The 21,727-nt window shown below is 34.6% G+C and carries 16 protein-coding genes, 2 tRNA genes and 1 riboswitch; of the genes, 6 read left to right on the forward strand and 12 right to left on the reverse strand.

Annotated features, from left to right (window positions below):
- Window positions 1-146: 146 nt before the first annotated feature.
- From VB796_RS03300 to VB796_RS03310, 3 genes are read left to right on the forward strand one after another with little or no spacing between them, the layout of a single operon-like run.
- Window positions 147-608, forward strand: a complete 462-nt coding sequence (locus tag VB796_RS03300; RefSeq protein WP_323345084.1) for a hypothetical protein — start codon at window positions 147-149, stop codon at window positions 606-608.
- A complete protein-coding gene (locus tag VB796_RS03305) occupies window positions 605-2,920 on the forward strand; it encodes a TonB-dependent receptor (RefSeq protein ID WP_323345085.1) in 2,316 nt (771 codons plus the stop codon). Before VB796_RS03300 ends, VB796_RS03305 begins: the two co-directional genes overlap by 4 nt.
- 4 nt (window positions 2,921-2,924) lie before the next feature.
- Window positions 2,925-3,800, forward strand: coding sequence for a DUF4249 domain-containing protein (locus VB796_RS03310; RefSeq protein WP_323345086.1), 876 nt, complete (start codon window positions 2,925-2,927; stop codon window positions 3,798-3,800).
- Window positions 3,801-3,871: 71 nt separating this feature from the next.
- On the opposite strand, the gene hemA is transcribed toward VB796_RS03310, so the two are convergent.
- The 7 genes from hemA to VB796_RS03345 all read right to left on the reverse strand — a co-directional run bounded on the left by hemA (window position 3,872) and on the right by VB796_RS03345 (window position 13,877).
- Window positions 3,872-5,149, reverse strand: coding sequence for a glutamyl-tRNA reductase (gene hemA, locus VB796_RS03315; RefSeq protein ID WP_323345087.1), 1,278 nt, complete (start codon window positions 5,147-5,149; stop codon window positions 3,872-3,874).
- A 465-nt stretch (window positions 5,150-5,614) separates the two neighbouring features.
- Window positions 5,615-6,448 carry a group 1 truncated hemoglobin gene (locus VB796_RS03320; RefSeq protein ID WP_323345088.1) on the reverse strand — a complete coding sequence of 278 codons (834 nt, stop codon included), beginning with the start codon at window positions 6,446-6,448 and terminating at the stop codon, window positions 5,615-5,617.
- A gap of 177 nt (window positions 6,449-6,625) precedes the next feature.
- Window positions 6,626-7,051 (reverse strand): hypothetical protein, encoded by a 426-nt coding sequence (locus VB796_RS03325; RefSeq protein WP_323345089.1) that lies wholly within the window; start codon window positions 7,049-7,051, stop codon window positions 6,626-6,628.
- Between the two features lie 144 nt (window positions 7,052-7,195).
- Window positions 7,196-9,655, reverse strand: a complete 2,460-nt coding sequence (locus VB796_RS03330; RefSeq protein ID WP_323345090.1) for a TonB-dependent receptor — start codon at window positions 9,653-9,655, stop codon at window positions 7,196-7,198.
- Window positions 9,656-9,727: 72 nt separating this feature from the next.
- Window positions 9,728-9,826, reverse strand: a riboswitch (TPP riboswitch).
- A gap of 103 nt (window positions 9,827-9,929) precedes the next feature.
- Window positions 9,930-10,613 carry a response regulator transcription factor gene (locus tag VB796_RS03335; RefSeq protein ID WP_323345091.1) on the reverse strand — a complete coding sequence of 228 codons (684 nt, stop codon included), beginning with the start codon at window positions 10,611-10,613 and terminating at the stop codon, window positions 9,930-9,932.
- 148 nt (window positions 10,614-10,761) lie between these two features.
- A complete protein-coding gene (locus VB796_RS03340; RefSeq protein WP_323345092.1) occupies window positions 10,762-11,991 on the reverse strand; it encodes an ATP-binding protein in 1,230 nt (409 codons plus the stop codon).
- Between the two features lie 146 nt (window positions 11,992-12,137).
- Entirely contained in the window at window positions 12,138-13,877 is a 1,740-nt protein-coding gene (locus VB796_RS03345; protein ID WP_323345093.1) for a HAMP domain-containing sensor histidine kinase, read from the reverse strand.
- 290 nt (window positions 13,878-14,167) lie between these two features.
- On the opposite strand from VB796_RS03345, the gene VB796_RS03350 reads away from it, so the two are divergent.
- Window positions 14,168-15,007, forward strand: a complete 840-nt coding sequence (locus tag VB796_RS03350; RefSeq protein WP_323345094.1) for a T9SS type A sorting domain-containing protein — start codon at window positions 14,168-14,170, stop codon at window positions 15,005-15,007.
- Window positions 15,008-15,088: 81 nt separating this feature from the next.
- On the opposite strand, the gene VB796_RS03355 is transcribed toward VB796_RS03350, so the two are convergent.
- Complete coding sequence (locus VB796_RS03355; protein WP_323345095.1) at window positions 15,089-15,808, reverse strand: DUF2490 domain-containing protein; 720 nt, start codon at window positions 15,806-15,808, stop codon at window positions 15,089-15,091.
- A gap of 232 nt (window positions 15,809-16,040) precedes the next feature.
- Here VB796_RS03355 and VB796_RS03360 point away from each other — a divergent pair.
- Together VB796_RS03360 and VB796_RS03365 are read left to right on the forward strand one after the other, a co-directional pair.
- Window positions 16,041-16,113 (forward strand) — tRNA-Gly (locus VB796_RS03360).
- A 66-nt stretch (window positions 16,114-16,179) separates the two neighbouring features.
- Window positions 16,180-16,266: transfer RNA gene (locus VB796_RS03365), tRNA-Leu, on the forward strand.
- 50 nt (window positions 16,267-16,316) lie between these two features.
- Here VB796_RS03365 and VB796_RS03370 read toward each other — a convergent pair.
- Genes VB796_RS03370 through VB796_RS03385 form a run of 4 tightly spaced genes read right to left on the reverse strand, consistent with a single transcriptional unit; the run spans window position 16,317 to window position 21,716 of the window.
- A complete protein-coding gene (locus VB796_RS03370; protein ID WP_323345096.1) occupies window positions 16,317-17,969 on the reverse strand; it encodes an LlaJI family restriction endonuclease in 1,653 nt (550 codons plus the stop codon).
- Window positions 17,966-19,789, reverse strand: a complete 1,824-nt coding sequence (locus VB796_RS03375) for an McrB family protein (protein ID WP_323345097.1) — start codon at window positions 19,787-19,789, stop codon at window positions 17,966-17,968. Before VB796_RS03375 ends, VB796_RS03370 begins: the two co-directional genes overlap by 4 nt.
- Window positions 19,786-20,841, reverse strand: coding sequence for a DNA cytosine methyltransferase (locus tag VB796_RS03380; protein ID WP_323345098.1), 1,056 nt, complete (start codon window positions 20,839-20,841; stop codon window positions 19,786-19,788). The genes VB796_RS03375 and VB796_RS03380 overlap by 4 nt, the downstream gene beginning before the upstream one ends.
- Entirely contained in the window at window positions 20,841-21,716 is an 876-nt protein-coding gene (locus VB796_RS03385) for a site-specific DNA-methyltransferase (RefSeq protein ID WP_323345099.1), read from the reverse strand. Before VB796_RS03385 ends, VB796_RS03380 begins: the two co-directional genes overlap by 1 nt.
- Window positions 21,717-21,727 lie beyond the last annotated feature (11 nt).

The raw sequence follows: 21,727 nt of genomic DNA on the forward strand, positions 1-21,727 counted from the left end.
AAAGAAAAATCAGTGTAAATCTGTTTTATCTGTTCTATCCGTGGGCTAATTTTGTCTTGCGACAAATAGTAGATAATTCCGAGTAATTATCTAAATTATAGCCTTTTCATAAGTTCATGGAAAGGCTATTTTAACTCAATGAAATCATGAAAAAAACACTTTCAATCTTATTCCTAATTTTTCTTTTCACCGCTTGTAAAACAGATGAAGAGAAGGATGCTGAACGGTTCATCGGAATGTTTGGCAAAAGTACATGGAACATTAAAAAGATTGTTTACTACAATGACGATGCTTACAGTACAATTGATTCGACTATAAATTTTCAAAATTCAAATATTTATTTTTCCGAAGTTTGTCTTCCAAATAGTAGAATTTGTGAAGGTACACAAACTATCTATGGACAAACAGCCAAATTACAGTACGACCCTAAAAGTTATGCATATGACAGACAGGTATTATTTTCTACGTATGACCCCACAATAAAACCAATCTTTACACTGCAAGGTACATATGATGTCGAAGAATTGGATACCAATAAACGAATATTTAGTGGCATTGTAAAGGCATATGAAAAAAATAAATGGGCGAAAATCTACCTCGAAAAATGAAGAAAACCTTCCTCCTCTTAACCTTAATATTCCTAAATACACCTTCGTTTGCTCAAACCCTCAGTGGATTTATTCGTGAACAAAAGAGTGGAGAATCCTTGCGTGATGTAAGCGTGTCTGTGAACAATACTCGAATTGGCACGACTTCCAATCAATATGGTTTTTACTCAATCAAATTGGAAGGAAATCGTGAGCAAGAAATCGTTTTTTCACGGGTTGGGTATAAATCTTTTACGCAAAAAATTATTCTTCAAAAAAATCAAACCCTCAATATTGATTTAGAGCCTGCTGTTACTTTACTCGAAGAAGTTGCTGTTTTATCCGAAAAACAAGCCAAAGAATCTGAAAAAATAGAGATGAGCAAAATCTCTATTCCGATGCAACAGTTCAAGGAAGTTTCCGTAATCTTGGGAGAAAAAGACGTTATCAAAACGCTTCAATTACTACCAGGTGTTCAGAAAGGAAATGAAGGAACAACGGGCTTATACGTGCGTGGAGGTAGTCCTGACCAAAATTTAATGATTTTAGATGATGCCGTAGTATATAATGCCAATCATCTTTTTGGGTTCTTTTCAACTTTCAATAACGATGCTCTCAAAAGTGTCGAATTAACAAAAGGGGGCTTTCCTGCTCATTTTGGAGGTCGTATTTCTTCGGTTCTCGAAATGCAGATGAAAGAAGGAAGTCGAGATAAATTTCATGGCGAAGGCAGTATTGGTTTTATCAGTAGCAAACTTACCATCGAAGGACCAATAAAGTTCAAAAAACCTGTTTCGTATCTTATCTCTGCCCGACGTACTTATGCCGACCTCATCGTTCCAAGTAGTAGTTTCCCAAGTCTTTATTTTTATGACTTAAACGCAAAAATTAATACCGAACTTAGTTCCAAAGACCGTTTATATCTCAGCACTTATTTAGGGCGAGATGTTTCTGCTATTACGGATAAAAATGATAAATCAGAAGATGGTTTTGGATGGGGAAATACTACGGCAACACTACGCTGGAATCGGTTGATTTCGGAAAAAATATTCGTAAATACTTCTCTCATTTTTAGTCAGTATAAATTCAGAGTTTATAACCAAAAGCCAACACCACAAGGCGATTATTTATTAGAATATTCTTCTAAAATTCGTGATTTTACTTTCAAAACAGACTTTGATGCTTTTGTAAGTCCTAATTTCTCCATAAAATTTGGCGGAATTATCACCCAGCATTTATTTGCTCCGAATGCTTACGTTCTAAAAAATCCGGAAAAAGATACTTCGGGCGTAAGAGCTAATGAAATTAAGGCTTTGGAGGGAGCAATTTATCTTGAAAATTCATGGAAAATATCTTCTAAATTCAATACTAATTTTGGGTTAAGAGAAAGTACGTTTATCGTTGGAGAACGTACTTATACCAATCTTGAACCCCGTTTTACTGCCTCATTCCTTCCATCTGAAAATTGGGCAATCAAGGCTTCTTATACGCAGATGAATCAATATATCCACCTCCTTTCAAATTCTGGTTTGGGTCTTCCAACTGATTTATGGGTGCCTTCTACGGAGAAAATTGCTCCTCAAAAAGCACAACAAGTGGCTTTGGGCATTGTCAGAGATTTACCGAAGTCAAATATGTCTTTGAGTGTAGAAGGATATTACAAAGAAATGGATAATATTTTGGGATATAAACAAGGAGCAAATTTCTTAGTATTAGATTTTGGAGCAAATCCAAATCGTGTTAATTCGGTTGATTGGCAGGAAAATGTAACCTCTGGAAAAGGAAAGGCTTATGGAATGGAAGTTTTTTTACAGAAAAAATACGGACGACTTTCTGGATGGATGGGCTATACACTTTCATGGATAAAACATCAATTCCCAGAATTAAATAATGGACAAGAATTTTACCCAAAATATGACCGCCGACATGATTTTTCGTTCGTAGGAATTTACAAATTACGTCCAAAAACCACGCTTTCCGTTACGTGGGTGTATGGAACTGGCAACAACATAACCATCCCAATTGGTACTCATTATGCCTCAAAGCACAGTTTTGGGGATGTTTATGGTAATTCAGCAATAAGAGTAGAACAATTAGGGGAGCAAAATAATTATCGGGCTGCTCCCTATCATAGATTAGACGTTGGTTTTAGATTTTTTAAGAAAAAGAAAAAAATTGAAAGAACTTGGGAAGTCAGTGCCTATAATCTCTACAATCGCATAAATCCCTTTTATTATGAAAGTAGAGCGGTGAGTGGTTCTTCTGATTATCAATTATACCGTCAGGGGCTTTTCCCGATTGTGCCTTCGGTGAGTTATCATTTTAAATTTTGATGCTGTGAAAAAGATACTTTTTATTCTTTCTATTTCTACTTTAGTGATGTCCTGCGATGCTCTTTCGACGATTGAAGAGCGTGAGGTGTTTTCCGTTAAAACTCCTTGTGTTGAGATATTTCTTTGTCCACAAGATACTGTTATCACTGCCAAAGTTTGGGGGACAAATCCAACCGTTGGCACAGGCTCAAAAATTAGTAATCCCATCGTAAGTAATGCGACTATTATTCTTACCAATGAACTGAATCAACGTCTTGAACTGAAATGGAATAAAGGGCTTTTAAATTACTCAGCTTCGGCAAAAGGCTTTGATGTGATTGAGGGTAAACGATATGAAATGAAACTAACGACACCCGAAGGAGATAATTTGACAGCATTTTGCATAATTCCACAACAAATTGATAAACAAGGGATTAGTTTAGTAAAAACGAAAGTAGAGCCATCTCCATTTAGTGATGGAACAGAGTATTTTATTCAATGGAAGGATTTTCCAAATCAGAAAAATTATTATTCAGTATTTGTATTAAGCTATTTTGAAACCTTGTCTCCTAAAGAAATTAGATTAGAAGGAGACGGTGCGATTTACGGAATTGAAGATGACAAAGTTAAAAATGGTGAAGTGATAACGCCCCAATCTTTGCAACTAAGAGATAAACAATTGGGTTCAAACGGACCGTATCAATATGTTCGATATCAGACTTTATTGGTTTGTCACACAGATGAAAATTATGCAAAATTTCATAAATCTTTAGAAGAAATTAAGCGAAATAATGACAATCCTTTTGCAGAACCTTCAAGGCTTTATTCCAATGTGAAAGGAGGATTTGGCGTTTTTGCGGGATATAACCGAACAGAATATAAAGTTGATAAATTACTTTGAAATTTAATCAGGAATAAACATTCAACCATTAGTAAAAAAGTCCTTCAAATCAATTTTGAAGGACTTTTTTACTAATGAACATAAGCACTATTTGCTTGTTTTTCTAAATCGAATAATTCTGTAATTATATCTACCAATTGGTCAGCATCGCCACGTTTGCAGGCGGCTTTTAGATTCAACACGGGCGATTTCATGATTTTTTGAACAATGCCCATCGTGATTTTCTCAATTCTTTCTGATTCTTCGGGCGATAAGTTTTTCAAATGACGAGCAATTTCTTCTTTTCTGATTTGCTCTAATGAATTTTTGAGTTTGTTGATAGTTGGAGAAACAACCATTTCTCTTGACCAATCATTAAAGGCAACAATCGCCTCGTCGATAATTCTTTCAACGTCTGGAATGGACGCTAAACGAATGCGTAAAGCTTCGTCGGCACGCTCACGAAGGCTATCAACGTTATATACTAATGCTCCCGCAACTTCCTCTACGTTATCTTCTACACTTCTCGGAACAGATAAATCAATAAAATATTTGAAAGTAAGAATGCCGATTTTCTCCATTAATTCTTTCGTAATCAATGGTTTATCAATCATTACTGATGAAATAATTACGTCTGCTCTTCTAATTTCATTTTCTAATTCAATAAAATCGGCAATTCTAAAATTATTTCCTTTAGCAATATCTTCCGCTTTTGCTCTGGTACGATTCATGACCGTAATTTCAGCAAATTCTTTGTCAGCAATATTATGACAAACATCAATACCAATTTCTCCTAAACCTAAAATTAAAACTTTTGGATTGTTGATGTTTTGTGTAACTTCTTCGGTAAGAGCAACGGCAGCATAAGAAGTAGATGCGGCTCCGTCACGGAAGGAAGTTTCTTGAGCAACTCTCTTGTTTGAGAAGAAAATCGTGTGCATCAAACGGTGAAGGAATGGGCCAGCCATGTTCAAATCAGCCGAAAATTGATACGAATGTTTGATTTGGTTTGGAATCTGTAAATCTCCAACTACTTGTGAATGTAAACCAGTTGCTACTTCAAAAAGGTGCTTAACGGCATCTGCTTGAAGGTTGAATTGTTGGAAATGTACAAAATATGATTCAGTGTCAATAATACCTTTGTAGGTAAGTAATGCTTTGATTACGTCTGCTGTAATATCTTGCTCAGAAGTGTAATAAACTTCGGTACGATTGCAGGTTGAAACAACCAAACACTCTTGGATTCCAAATAAGTCCTTGATTTTCAGAGAAAAGTCTTTTATTTCTCCTTCCGTTAAAGTGACTTGTTCACGAACTGCCAATGGAGCAGATTTATATGATAGACTAAACGCTTTGAATATATTTTGCATGATTCTTTACGATTCCGATTCAATAATGACAATTAATTTTACGCTTGTAAATTGTTAAATCATTGAAAATTAAACAATTATGGTTTGGCACAGTTCCAAATTCATATAAATTGTTTGGACTGCAAAATTACAACAAGAACGAATATTTTTAGGGGAAATGATAGGTAATTTTTAAGGTAGTTTTCTAATTTAGAATAGGTATAAATAGTTAGTTTTATGTTGATGAAAATGTAATTCTCGAAAGTAGTATCTCTTAAAATAGTACAATATGACAAAAGTCAGTTTATTGGTTGATTTGTTACGGGTTATTGGTGAATAGGTTAATTGTATTATTGATTATTGGGGAATAAATGTTTGTAAGTGTTTAATTGATAGGCAATTAAAATTTTATAACCGAAATAGTTAATCAAAATGAGCTTTCTCAAATACCAATAACCAATTCCCCAATAACCAATCAACCAATAATTATTGCCCTACAATATCAGCTCTCATGCCACCTAATGCGGTTAATAACTGAATTTTAGTTCTTGATTCAACCTTGAATTTCACTAAAGAGGCCTGTAAATCTTCCACTAAAGCATTGAATTGAGCATCTGTAATTTTCATGCCTTTGTGAGCCGTTTTCATGTCAAGACCTGAATATTTTTCTGGACCTCCAGAAGCTTGTCCAACTTGATTGACAAGGTTCAGTTTCAGACGATTCAAGCGAGCTGGGTCAGCAGCAGCAGCAGCAAAAAATGCGTTAATACGTGAATCAGCGGCAACTTTACCGATAAAGTCGTCAATGACAGCAGTGATTGCTCCATTGCCACCCAAACGAGCATAAAGCGTTGTTGGTCCTTCCACGATGTCAGCTTTCATACCAGCCAAAGCAGTTAATAATTCAGTTTTCTCTGTTGTTGGAACTTTGAATTTGTCTAAAGCTAATGACAAATCTTCTACCAAAGCATTAAAATGAGATTCTTCAATTCCCATTCCTTTGTGAGAAGTTTTCATGTCTAAACCTGTGTATTTCTCTGTTCCACCCGTTGCCATACCCACCTGATTAATAAGATTGTTACGCAACTTAGTCAAACGAGCAGGGTCAGCTGCAGCATCAGCAAAAAATGCGTTGATACGTGCGTCGCCCGCTACGTTAGCAATAAATTGGTCAATTACTGCCGAAATAGCAGGATTTCCACCTAAGCGTGCATAAAGAGTTGGCGTTGGAGTAACGGCTGTTTCCTCTTTTTTGCAAGATGTAAACAATAACGTTCCTGCCATGAGGAACGCTCCACATAGTTGCATTGATTTTTTCATGTTATGATAAGAAAATTAATTACAAACTTGAATAAGCCCGTTCTATCCAAATTTGCGATGATTTTAAAACTCGGGCAAAGTTTTTAGCGTCAAAAAGTAATTTCAGAAGTAAACTTTAAGGCAAAATTTTATAACGCTGAGGAGTAAATGCTATTAATAGGATTTGTTGCCCATTACTCATCTAAAACAAAGAGCCTTTTTTGTATTGATGATAAAATCAATATATTCAGAAGGAACGGGGCATTGTGGCCCTTTAAATGCTGTGAAATCGACTTTTTTAGCTTCAAATTTTTCTGCTTCCACAGCTTTCTGTAATTCGCTTTCAGATGTTTCATCGGCGTGATAAGTAATACTGATGGTTTTTCCTTGTGGATTAATCGTTGAAGCGGTTATTCCTTTATTATCAGCAAGATTTTTAGCAATCTGTAAACTGTCTTCCGTTGAAACGTCATTATTAAGTGTGAAAACCCTTAATTCTATGGGCTTTAAGTTAAGTTTGTCCGATAGAGAAGGCTCTTCCCAGTTGGCATAAACAACCAAAGCGATGAAAAAAGACAATACGGTATAAGTTGAAATTTTCAGAATTTTTTTTATCCTTTCCATGATGTTAATAATGTATTTTTAAACTAATAATCAAACATATCTACGACATAGGATATATTTTGGATTGCGAGCTAACAAAAAAAGGCTCAAGTAATTAAACTTGAGCCTTAAAATTTAAGCTAAATAATTAGAGGTATTAATTCTTTAGAATTTCAGATTCACCCCAAACATCACATTTGTACCTGCTTGTGGATAATAATAATTCTCTGTAATTGTCTGTTTGTCATAAATATAACTATAAGAATATCCGTTAGATTCGTACAAAGTATTGAAGAGATTATTCACCAAGAAACTGAAATTTACCTCTTTCAATGTTTTTCCTTTTACGGTATAAATGGCTCTTAAATCGTTGGTGAAATAAGCGTTCAATTTACGCTTGTCGTCGGTGGTATTATCTAAATATTGTTTCCCAACGTATTTTGATAAAAAGCCAAATTCTAAGTTTTTAACAGGCGTAAATAAAACTTGTGAACCCAAAATTGTACTCGGTGAAAAGGCAATATTTGTTTCTGCAAATTGATTTACACCGTCGGCATCGCCATCATAATTAGGCACAATTTCCGTAAAATTCTTGATTTTATTGTTTGAAAATGTAGCATTTGCATTGATTTTCAAGGTTTTGATAACTTGAACGCCTGCTTCAATTTCAATACCCATGCGGTAACTTTCGGGTACATTTATTCTGATAGCTTCACCAACATCATTTACTTTTCCTGTTAAAACCAATTGGTTTTTGTAGTTCATCATGTAACCATTTACAGATAATGCAACGTTCGATAATTGAGTTTTGTAACCAATTTCCCAATCGTTAAGCGTTTCAGCTTGTGGATATTTAGGAGCATTATCTACAAAATCTTGGCGACTTGGTTCTTTATTCCCAACACTAAATGACCCAAAAACGGTTGATGAATTATTCAATTGATAGGTTAACCCAAATTTTGGATTGAAGAAAGAGTAATCCACCTGTTGTGTAATATCTTGGAGTTTGCTGGCAATTCCCTTCATGCTATAATTGACGGTACGAACCTGTAAATCAGCAAAGGCATTTAAGTTTTCAGCAAGTGCATAATTGATTTTTCCGTATAAATTAAAATCTTTCTTGATTGAATTATTCTCATACCAACGTTGTCCCAATGGAATATTTTGAGCATATTTTGCCCAAATAATTTCGCCAAAATGGTCGCCATCATATTGATTATAACCACCGCCAAAAGTCGCTGAAATTTTGTTGTTTCCTTGATATTCCAACGAGAACGTTGTGCCATAAAAATCATTATCTAACCATTTTCTACGAATTAAATCTGTCTTTTTAATAGTTTCTGTTCCGTTCACGATGTTTGGTAAACCGTAGTTCGAAAACTTATCTTCTTCTTTATATTCTTCATAATAACCAGCCCCTTTTGTGTAGTGAAAGTTAAGGTTGAAAGTCCAATTTGAAGCCAAAACGTGCGAAGAAAGCAATTGGTAGTGGTCTTGCTGATAATTATCCGTTTGGTTTGGATAAGTATAATAGTTCATTTTGCGATTCACTAATAAATCACTTTCTGACAAACCATACCAAGATTGATACGTTTTTTCTTTACCCGAAAATACATTTAAACGCACAAAAGATTTTTTGCCAAAATAAGCACCCGAAAGGTAAAATGATTTCAAATCAGACGATGCACGGTCAATGTAACCGTCAGAAACCAATTTCGATAAACGTCCATCAACGGTAAATTTTCCATTCAATAAGCCAGAGCCAACCATAATTGTACTTTTACGAGTTTTGAATGAGCCAATCGAGTTATTAATTTCTGCGTAAGGGTCTTTTCTGAATTCGTTAGTTGAAAGATTGACCGTTGCCCCAAAAGCACCTGCTCCGTTGGTAGAAGTTCCTACGCCACGCTGAATTTGTACCGAGTTTGTCGAACTTGCCAAGTCTGGCATATTTACCCAATAAGTTCCTTGAGACTCAGAATCGTTAATCGGAATACCATTAATCGTTACATTGATACGAGTTGCGTCCGTTCCACGAATACGAATACCTGTGTAACCCACGCCCGCACCAGCATCAGAAGTAGTGACCAACGATGGCGTGAAGTTCAATAATTGTGGAATATCTTGCCCTAAATTTTGCTTTTGGAGATATTCTTTGCTGATGTCAGAATATGCCATTGCCGAATTTGCATTGGCACGAGTAGCATTTACAACTACTTCGTCAGCCTCGAAAGTTGATTTTTGAAGCGAAAAGTTAAACGTTTCATCTTTCTGTAAATCAATAGTTTTTGAAATTTTCGAAAATCCTAAATAGCTGATTTTTAGAACGTATGAGCCTTTTTTGAGATTTTTCAACGTATAAATTCCTTGCTGATTGGTGGCAGTTCCTCTCGATGTATTCTCTAAAATTACGTTAGCAGAAACAAGTGGCTTTCCTGTTTCAGCATCGGTGATTTTTCCAGAAATGGAAACTTGAGCGAATGCACAGTTTACAGTGAGCAGTAAACAGCAAACAGTAAGAAAAAATAGATTTGCGATTGATAAACAACGGCAAAAAATAGAAGATAAGTAGTTGTTAGCCAGTGATTGTTCACTGTTTACTGCTAACTGATTACTGTTTTTCATTGCTTGAATTTGAGTTCAAGACAGGCAAAGGAGTCAAATCCAGTCAGATTTAACATACAAAAAACCATTAATTTTGTGATTGAACAAAATTCCCTTCGACAGCATTATACTGCATCAGGTTCAATGGGTATAATCTCAGCCCGTTGTTATGAGGCACCCCTTTTTGTGATTGTGGTACAAAGGTATGTTGTAAAAATGGAAATTCAAGGAAAAACATGATTTCCATAATTTACAAACGATATTTTCAGTCGATGCAGAAGTATCAGGATATATACTAAACCATTAATTTAAAGCCTTCGCCATGAACATTAACTATTTGAATTTCAGGCTCTTCTTTTAGGAATTTGCGAAGTTTAGTAATGTAAACATCCATACTTCGGGCATTGAAATAGGTATCGTCCCCCCAAACCATTTTTAGGGCAAAGCTACGGCTTACGGAGTTGCCCATATTTTCGCAAAGGAGCTTTAATAATTGCGATTCTTTGACAGTTAATTTCTGGGATTCGTCATGGTGTATGAGCGTTTGTTTTTCAGAATCAAAGACAAAACCTCTGATTTTGAAGCTCGTAACTTTCTCATTTTGTAGTTCTTCCTTCTGACTTCTTCGTAAAACTGCTTGCAAACGAGCCAATAATTCTTCCATCGAAAACGGTTTTGTCATATAATCATCCGCCCCCAATTTAAAACCTTGAAGTGTGTCTTCTTTCATAGCTTTAGCCGTCAGAAAGATAATAGGCGTATCTCGGTCTGACATTCTTACTTCTTTTGCCAATGTAAAACCGTCTTTTTTGGGCATCATTACGTCAAAAATACAAAGGTCATAAGGTTGTTGGACGAACTTCGTGAGGGCTTCGTCGCCGTCTTTTGCCAAAGTGGTTTCGTAACCTTTGATGGTCAAATATTCTTGCAATAATGTTCCCAAATTTGGGTCGTCTTCGGCGAGTAGAATCTTAGTCATTTTGTTAAATTTGGTTTGATTTTTAATATATTTTACGGAACTATCTACAATTTGTCGCAGAATAAAATTAGCCCACAGCTTGTACTGATTCAACGGATTTACACGGATAAATTTAAAGAAAAATCAGTGTAAATCTGTTTTATCTGTTCTATCCGTGGTCTAATTTTGTCTTGCGACAAATAGTAGATAATTCCGATATTTTATTTAAAAGCCCTAAATCTGCCAAATTCACCATAATTTCTCCCAAATTACAAACCTTCCATTCTGGACGAGTGAAATAGTTTCCTCCTTCCGTAGTAATTACAAAATTATGTTCGGTTTTTAAATCGTTTAATGCTTCGGTTGTACCTCTGGTTAAGGAATTAGCGGATGATAATTTGATTTCAATGGATACCACGGGTGTAATGCCTTTTACTAATACCAAATCCATTTCAGCTTGATTGGAAGTTCGGTAAAAATAGGGTTTTATGGAACTATGCAATGCGTTACAAATTTGCTCAATCACGTAGCCTTCCCACGAGTGTCCGATGAGTTTATTTCTCAACAAAGAATCATAGTCAAAAACGTTAGACAAATAATGTAAATTTCCCGAATCACGATAATACAATTTAGGACTTTTAACGACTCTTTTACTGATATTTACGAACCAAGGCTGCAATCTACGAATCAAAAATGCTTGCTCTAAAACGTCAAGGGTTTGGGTAATTATTTTTACATTGACGTTTAATGAATTGGCTAAATCGCTATAAGTCAAGGTTGAACCATGAACTCCCGTAAGCATAAGCATGAGATTATAAAGCAAAGTCGGGCTAAGGCTCAGTCCGAGATTAACCAAATCTCTTGTGATGTATGTCTTGATAAAATTCTCTTGCCACAAAGCCCAAATGTCATCATCGGGAGCTAATAAAGCATCTGGGAAACCACCTCTGAACCAATGTTTTTTAAGGTCAATATCTGATGAAATTATTTCCGAAAACTGCAGCGGTGGCAATTCTAAATAAGCAATTCTGCCCGCTAACGTTTCGGCACTATTTGCCAAAAAAGTAGGCGATGCTGAACCCAATAAAATAAACCTACCAGCCACTCGGTTTTCGTCAATTAGAGAACGAAGCAAGGGGAATAATTCAAGCATCAATTGTACTTCGTCAATGATAACGGTTTTGTCTTGATATTGAGATAAAAACCATTCTGGATTCTCCTTCAATTGAGCCATGACTCTGGGTGACTCCAAATCAAAATAAACACAAGGTTTATCCAAAACAGGCTCTAAGTTTTTGACCAAAGTAGTCTTTCCTACTTGTCTCGCCCCCACAATTCCAACGGCTGGGAAATGTTTAATGAGTTTTTCTATTTGAGCTTTTTGACTTCTCTCAATCATGGTTTTTGAAATTAATCATGCAATTTATGATTTTTTGTATAGAATTGCATGATTAATTTCAAATACGATAAAACGAATCAATTATTGAGGAAACTTACTCACTCCAATTTGCCATTGGGTTTGGTTTTGCGTTTTTAACGCATAATTTACACAGGCAACACCACCTCAAACTCACTTCCTTCGCCCAATTTACTTTGCACATTAATTTTCCCATGATGTTCTTCCACCATCTTTTTTACGTAACTCAATCCTAAGCCGAAGCCTTTTACGTCGTGGACATTGCCCGTAGGTACACGGTAGAATTTCTCGAAAATTTGCTTGATAGAATCCTTTGCCATACCAATTCCTTTATCGCTTACTTTGATAGAAAGACCCTTTTCGGTGTCTTCCGTCGTGATTTTGATGATTGGTTTTTCGGGCGAATACTTATTGGCATTATCCAAAAGGTTAAAAAGGATATTGGTTAAATGCACTTCATCCGCTTGAATTTCTACGTTTTCTGCCTGTAAATCTACGTCAATTATTCCTTCTCGAAGTTCAATTTGGGGACTAATATTTTCCAAAACTCGCTCAATAATTTGATGCACATTTACCGTGCCTAATTTCAATTGAACCTCTCCACGTTCCATTTGGGCAGTTTGCAAAACCTTTTCAACTTGCGAGCCAAGTCGTTTGTTTTCATCTTGAATAATGCCTAAATAACGTTTAAATATCGTTGGACTTGCCGCAACGGATTCATCGCCAAGCATTTGAGTTGCCAATGAAATGGTAGAAATTGGCGTTTTAAACTCATGCGTCATGTTATTGATGAAGTCATTTTTAATATCTGCCAATTGCTTTTGCTTCAAAATTGTGCTAACCGCTACATAAAAACAACCCAAAACGACCAAAATCAAGAGTAATGAAGTAGCGTACATCATCCAAATATTGCGAATAATGTAACGGTCTTGATTGGGGAAATACACCCTTAAATAGTTCTCTGAATTACTATAATCGTTCGGGAAAAGACTGACAGTGTAAGTATCTTTATCATTTTTTAAACCCGTCATTTTATATTTCATCGACGAGGCATAATGTAAGTAAGTCGGATTTTCTAAGCTACTAATTCCATACTCAAATGGAATTTCAATGCCCTTCATTTTGATTTCGTATTTCAACAAAGAATCCAAAATCTGATAATTGATTCTATCGTAAATACTTCGTTTGGTAAACAGGAAATCGTTAAAAACTTCCTTCGCCATTTCAGCCTTATTTTTTACTTTTTGGGCCGTTTCTTCAAATTGTTGGTGGCGGTCAATGTGTGGACTACGCTTAATTTTCTTCTTTTTAGCCGCTAATTCTTGATAACGTTTCACCGAATCATCAACCATCATATTATGGCGTTGAATGGCTTCTCCAAAAATATCATCCAATTGCTTCTGTCCACTCATTAGGCTTAGAACATCTTCATCTTTTAAGTCAATAGAAAACTCTTGATGCTCTCTGATTTCACCATTTGGCAGAATTTCTACGCCTTTTGAAACTAAAATATCCGATGGAAATTGCTTCTCAGTCATTTTGCCCAAATTCATCGCAACACTTGGATTTTTCGAAGCAATTGATTGGGGTTTATTTTGCTTGGCTTTTACACTTTCTATGGCAGGCTTTGAAATCGCCAATAATTGCTTTTTGTTTTCTTCTGAAGCTATTTTTCGTTGCATAAAATAGTACATCTCTTGTTGAGATAATTTCCTGACAACCTGTTGCATAGCATCACGTACGTCACTCCCAAACTGGTCATTTTTTGAGCGTACCGTAAAGCCAAGCCAATACATTTGAAAGGCAATCAAGCCTAATAATGCAAAGGTCATCAAAGCAATGATATATCGTATTTTCTGTTTGGTCATTTTATAATTAGGGGTTAGGTGTTTGGTTTTAGGGGTTAGTTTTTGACGAAATAATTTCTAACTGACACCTAATACCAAAAACCTAATACCTTTTCTGCAACATTCTAAAATTTTTTGTGTCTATAATTCGTCAGTAAAATTAATGTAAAAAATACCTCTTGTATGCTCTTTAACATCTTTTAACAGTAGATAAAGAATTGATATTGAGGATGCTTCGTTTCTTTGCTGAATAAGTAGCACAGGAATATTTTCTGTGAATTAAACGAATAATATTTTAACCAAATATACCAATGAAAAAAATAATCATATCCGCTTTATTACTCACTTTGGGAGTGTCGGCAATGGCACAAAAAAACGTTTCTCAAAATATTGAAGAAAAAAACGGGCAACTTAAAATCCATATTGAGTCGTCGGAAAATGGTAAAAAAGAGATTTTCGACCGTAGTTATAATGTTGAAGGAATGAGTGCCGACGAAAAAGATAAACTCATCAATCATATTTCAGATTCGCTTTTAACAGCTTCTGGAAATGGCGAACGCAAACATATCAGAATCAAAATTAATAAAGATGGAGAAGGGGCAGGGATGAGGTCAGAAAATGATGATGACCGTCCATTTTCACACAATGCTCCACAAGGCACGAAGAAAAAAAGAGTAGAAATCTATAAAGATGGCAAAAGAATTCAAAAAGATTTGGATGGCGATAATGAAGATATGACTATTTTCTTCAAAGATTTTGGCAATGATATGGAAAAAAGATTTAAAGATTTTGACCACAAAAAGCTTTTAGGCTCGCTTGAGCCAATGGTAAAAGATTTTAAGTTTAAGTTTGATGGAGACATGAAAGATTTTGATTTTATGAATGAGTCAAAAACAGTAAAAGCCCTCAAAATATATCCAAATAAGCCATTTGATAGTAAATTAAACCTTAAATTCTTTGCCCCACAAAAAGGTGATGTGAATGTAATCGTCACTGATATTAATGGAAAAGAAGTAGGTTCGCAAAAAATCAAAGATTTTCAAGGAGACTTTATGGGACAAGTTGATTTGAAGAAAAACGTAAAAGGCACAATGTTCGTAACAGTAACACAAGGAGAAGACGGAACCGCTAAGAGAGTGGTTATTGAGTAGTGTATTTAGTGAATGGAAGGTTGAGTGAATATCGGACAAACTAATCACTAAATCACTCAATCTCTCATTCATTAAATAGACTTAGAGCTTAAAAATAAAATGTGTTTGTAAAATATTCTCTTCATCAAATTCTACCAAAGAAGCCCTTTGCCGATGATTCCACATATAACCTACTTCGGTCGTAAAATGGGGTGAAAAATTATGATTATAGGCAAAATACAACTGATTCTGACTAAAAGAATTGGCAGGTAAATGCGGAGGAATATTATAAAGAGGTTCTTCACTGACAAAAATAGTATTGTTCCCATTCCAATTATATCTCATCTGCAAACGCAAGCGAACTCGCCCCTGTTCGTCTCCCCAAGTGTCATCAACCCTTTTAAAAATACGATACTCATAACCAAATCGAGAACGAAAATTCCACTTGTCACTTAAATTTTTTGACCATTCTGTAAAAAAAGAAGGTCTGAGTTCACTTCTGGCGACAGAGCTTAAATCTTTTACCTTTCCATATAGAGGATAGGTATGCAAAAAAAATGGAGCAAATGAAAAGGTTAAATTATGATATTTATAAAAAGTAGCAAAACGGTATCCCTCCATTAATTTCAATGAAAAAGGGCTCATTGAGGAAGATAAAAAATCATTTTGACGACGAATGTGGACATCGCCAACGAACTCCCAATGGTTATTGATTTTTTTTTGAACTACAATTCTGTTCCAAGAAGAAAAATGAGTGTATTCTTGGGCATAACAATTAGTAAACAAAAAAATAAGTAAGATAGCAGTTAGAAATTTGTACATAAAAATGTTTTATATAATTGTAAAACTATCTAAAAACACCTTTAAAACCTATCTTTCCTCCTTTTGCGGAAGGGTATTTGAAAATATTTTAAAATTTATTGGTTGTTATAAACAAAACATAATCAGGTATTTATGAGTATATTTACAAATTTTCTTCATTTTTTTTTCAATAAATACTTGCATACAAAAAATGAAAGCACTAATTTTGTACCACAATTCACCAGAACAATATGCGAAAGTAGCTCAGCTGGTAGAGCGCAACCTTGCCAAGGTTGAGGTCGCCGGTTCGAACCCGGTCTTTCGCTCAGCTTAAATGAAGCACCTTTAGGTGCTTTTTAAGTTTAAGATGAAGGGCTTCGGCTCAGATTCATGCCAGGGTGGTGGAACTGGTAGACACGCAGGACTTAAAATCCTGTGAACGTAAGTTCGTACGGGTTCGATTCCCGTCCCCGGTACCATTATCCGAAAGGAGCAAATATCAATTGATGTTTGCTCCTTTTTGTTTTTATTAACTAATTTGATACTTCGAAATCTCCCCTCTTACAATTTCTAACTTTTCGTTATCATTACCTTTTTCAAAAGCCAATAGAAGTCTATCTTCCCAACCCGAAGGACGGTACATTTTTCCTGATAAAAATCTAAAGTTCTTTACGACAAAGTCTTCTAAATTTCCTTCTGGTTTTATGGTATAGAAATTATATTTCTTATCTAAAAACTCCACAATTTTCTTACGAAATAAACTTCTGGCAGAACCTTTGAATTTATCTCTTTGTGATTGATTATTGGCTATATAGGCGTTAAGTACAAACAAGAAATTGATATTATAGGTCTGTAAAATGAGCGTATCTCTATCAAAAAGCCTATCCTTGAAATGATTATTTTGTTTGAAATCACTTTTGTATTTTAAGCCTTCTTTCTGAAAATCTAAGCTATCATTAAGCACCGCACTGATAAAAAAATTTGGCGTGATATTATACCCCTCCGTCAGTTCGTCACGGTAGCGAATATTATTCTCTAAAGCCCCTTTTTCATTCAATACGTCAATGTTGTACTGAATTACATTCTTTGCGTAGGTATATTGCTTGGCAATGGCATTTTGACCTGTCGTGGTCGTGTCTTTGTAATATTTACTATCTCCAATATGGTAAATTTGGTCTTGGCTCGTCAATAAATCTTGATAAGGGTAAATATGGTCAATCTCTTTGCCGTCTTTGTGATTTTTGAGGTGTGAAGGTAAATTTGGCTCTGATAAAAGCGTATCAATCATGTCTTCAAAAACGATATTGAAGTCTCGAACCAAAACGATTTCTTTGTGATGTTTTTTACTCTTTATTTTATCTTGAAGAAGGAAATAAGCATACAATAAATCCCATAATTTCAATAATTTATCCGAAAAGTATTTGTATTTTATTTGCTTCAAAATCACCATTCCACACTTCATTAGGTTTTCTAAATCTCTGCCTTTGTAGGGTGTAAATAGTTGGTTTGTAGCGATTTGAAAATAATATTTTTTATTAAAATAGCTTAGCACCGAAGATAAAATTACTAATAACTCTTCATCATAATTAATCGTTTTTTGCTTTGTAAGTGTGTCCACATACACGGGCGAACCATTTTGTAGCGTTGGCATTTTCTTGGCAATGGTTTTGTGCCAACTTACTTGCTGATTTTGGGCTGAATTAGTCTTTTTAATGAAGGTAAACAGAGCCTGATTTTCACGATTGAAGCGGATAATACTCTGGATTAAATCCAATTCCGTCACATCTTTTTCTCCCAACGTTGAAATGACATTGGCTAAGTCACTACTTTCGGTAATAGTATTAGCTTGCTGACGTTTTTGAAACTGGCGAATTGCTAAATAATGCCATGTGGTGATGCTGAAAAGAAAGTCTAATTTCTTCTCTTTTCGCAAGGATTCTCGAATATCTGGATTATGGCTTAAATCAAAAATATCTTCGGGGCTATATTTCCCGAATACCTGATTATTTTCAATAAAAACCTTCGGTAAAATCATGACGGGTTCGTTCATATCGGGTTCAAAATAGTAACCGATATAATTAACCTTACAACGCTGATTTTGAAGGGGAACGTAATATCGTTCGCTCAGAATGGGCGAAATTAAAGATAAGTCGTAGGCGTATTCTTCGATGATGATTTTCATTGAATAGGTTTTAGTAGATAATTCATGAACCCTTTTAGTTTTATAAGTCCTTCACTTTCAAAGAGTTCATTAAAAGTGAAGTCTGTTTCATTTCCGTCTGAATTTTTGTATTTGAAAATACTATCGGCTGATTGGTGTTCGTCTTTGAAAATCTCTGACCATAAATAGAACATTACTTTGTTTTGGAATTGGGATAAGGAAATGGTATTGTCATCATCAACAGACACAAAATAAACACCTATCTTTTTATCTTCTGATTTGGTAATTTCCTTGATTTTTTCGTTTACATTTTCAATAAATGAACGCCAAGAATATTGCGTTTCATCATCAAAGACAATCTTAATTTCATTGGCTTTTCCATTAAATTCAATCGGTACGTATTGCCAATCCCAACGACGTTTGAAGGCTGCATCCATTGGGAAAAGCGACTGGTCAGAGGTATTCATTGTGGCGTAAATCAGTAAATTATGTGGTAAAACCAGTTCTTCAGAATTTTCTAAACCCTGCGATGCTAAATAATTAGCCAAATCTGCATTAGCATCAATAGGATAACATGAATAGCCGTCTGGATTACGGTCAAGGCATTGGAATAAATCCCCGAAGATTTGAGCACAATTACCCCGATTTATTTCTTCAATTGCCAAGAGGTAATTCTTATCTGGGTTTAGGTACGCCTGCACGTAAGCTTTCGTAAATGCCTGTGGGACAAACTGATAGGTGATTTTGTCGTCTTTCATCACGGGTTTGTAGCCACCCACGAAGGAATGATAATCTGTATCGGGATGAAAAGTAGTACGGATAACTTTTAAATCGTTTTCATCTGCAAAATTTTGCATTGCCGTTGATTTTCCCGTACCTGGCGAACCGAAGTAGATTTTTTGTTTTGGGGTTAGGTTGGTTGATGTGGTTGTGGGATTGGGTTTTTCAGAAATATTATCTTCAAAAATTGTAATTCTTCGTGGAATTAAATCTAATGTTGTTCCTACTTTTAGTAAATGATTTTCTAATTCTTCTTGTGATAATTTTCCTTCAAAACCTGCTTTCCCTTCTCTGATATATCTGTGTAAGTCTTTGTTAATAAATGATTTGAATATTCTAAATGGACCAACTGGTTCGTGAAAATCTTTTTCAATAACAGTATTTCCATCTACTAATATTTCATAAATTCCTTCTTGTTGAAAATATAATTCATCCCCTCCCTCTTTTCTAATTTTGAATTTTGTTTCTTCTGTCAGTATGGTTAGGAAATACTTAATTTTATCAAGAATATATTTGTTCTCATTAAAATCTGTCTCACCCGTAATCCAGTTCCAAAGAATGTTTTTTACATTATCTGATAATTTATCCTCATCATCTGCTAACACCAAGTGAAGCAAATCAAGATTGGTTGAAAAACTTAGCATTTTTTCATACCTCCCACCTCCTGTACGTTCTTTTGTTGCTGGATAATCTGCTACAAAATCAATGGTACAAAATTTTAAAAATAACTGTAATGAAACTTGTAAGGCTTCTAATTGAGCTGTAAACAGAGGATTTTTATTAATTTCTTCTACAATATTTACCTTTTGTGTAGTTGCATTAGTATTAAGATTTTGGAGAGTAAAAAAGCGTGCGACTTTATTTTTAATATCATCTTTTATTTTAGTAACTCCCGTAATAGAATTTTCTTGATTATAGGCAATATTTGATTTACGATTATTTACTTCGTACAGTACAAATGAAAGTGCAATTAATGCTTTCATTTCTGGTAATGAAGATTTTATACCTTGTCTAAGATTAAGGTCTTCTCTATATTTTGTTGCATTAGGGTAAAGTTTCATTTCGATTGTTTTAATATTGTTGAAATCCTATTTGCTATTTCGAAAGCCATTAATGGAGGCACAGCGTTACCTACCTGTTTCATTTGAGACGATTTATTACCTGTGAAAATAAAATTATCATCGAAAGATTGTATTCTTGCTGCTTCTCTTACAGTTAAGCATCTATTTAGAATCGGGTGAGTGAATAAACCAGAAGAAGGAGTATCAAATCTTGTAGTAATTGTAGCTGCTGGTTCATCTTCTTTCAATCTTGACCAAGTACCGCTATAAATTGATTTTGTACGATGTTCTTGTGGTAAAACTTCTTTTCCCATACCTTTTGGGATTAAAGAAAGACGTTCTAATGCAATTTTTGAGTGTTTTGTTGCAAAGTGGTTATAAATTCCCTTAGACTTATTCCGCATCAGTTTTTGATAATCTGACTGCGGTTTTCCGTCATATTCATAGAAATCTTTACCTTCACCTGATTGAATAAAAGGCAAATCATAAATAGCATCTTTTACAGATGTTCTTTTGTCATTTGTCAAAGGTAGTTCTATATCAAGTTTGCCAAATTGTCCTAAAAAAAAAGCTCTTTTGCGTTGTTGAGGAACACCAAAATTGACAGAATTTAAAACCTTATTTGTTACTTCGTATCCTAAATTATTAAACTCTTCTATTATTTGATTCTTGAAAAAACCATCAGAAGTTGTGGTAATATTTGGTACATTTTCAAGTAAGAAAAATCTTGGACGAGCTAATTTAACAACTTCAATAAAATATTTAAACATGAAATTCCTGTCATCGTCAATATTCATTCTTTTTCCCTTTTGAGAAAATCCCTGACAAGGAGGACCACCGATAACTACATCTGCTTGTTCTAAATAAGGTAGCCAATCAGCTATATTTACGTCTCTAATATCTTCTGTTATTACTTTTGTATTTCTATGATTAAATTTATAGGCTTCTGCTATTTCTTTATCATATTCATTGGCAAGTATTATTTCAAATCCTGCTTTAATAAAACCTTGCGATAATCCTCCGACTCCAGCAAACAAATCAATTACTTTCATTATAACTTATGCGAGTTTAATATTCTACTTTTAGCAATTTCATAGTATTTTTCTTCTAAATCAATACCAATGAAATTACGCTCCAATAATTCACAACTTACTCCTGTTGAACCACTTCCCATAAAAGGGTCAATAATTACATCTCCTTTATTGGATAAAATATTGACAAAATGATTAATAAGTTTTACGGGTTTTTGAGTGGGATGCTTTCCCATTTTTTTTTCTCCCGCAGGTGTAATAGACGACTGCACGTAATCATGAATTACTTTCCCATTGTTATTAAATGTTCCAGTAGTGCCTTCATTTATAAAATATAGCCAACATTCCGTTGAATTAACAAAGTGTAAATTCATGTTTCGTGGCATTGGATTCGTCTTATGCCAAACACCAACTGTTTTATAATAGAATTTATATTTTTGAGCTAATTGTATAATTGATTCAACTTTAATCAAAGACATGAACATAAGCATTGAACCTTTTTTCTTTAAAACTCTATTACTTTCAGAAAAAAAATCTTCCATACTTTTATACCATTCATCATAAGGTAAATCATCCCAACCTGAATACGCAAAGTGATTGTCTCTCATTTTTACAAGATTAGTATTTCTATCGTGCATAAATTCTCCAAGATTATAAGGAGGGTCTGTAATCATTAAATCCACAGAGTTTGTTTCAACTGCTTTCATTAAAGAAACACAATCACCATTTCCTAATTTGCAGTATTTTCCAACATTTTCAAATTCTTTAATCTGATTTTCTTTTGGTAATACTTTAACAATCGGTAATTTCTTTTGGAGAGACAAATTATATTCAGGAAACACAGCTAATTGTGGTTCTTCTAATACATCAGAATCAACATTCATTAAATAACTCATATTTTCCATAA

Origin of the sequence: Arcicella sp. LKC2W, assembly GCF_034931005.1 — a bacterium.
Lineage (GTDB): Bacteria > Bacteroidota > Bacteroidia > Cytophagales > Spirosomataceae > Arcicella.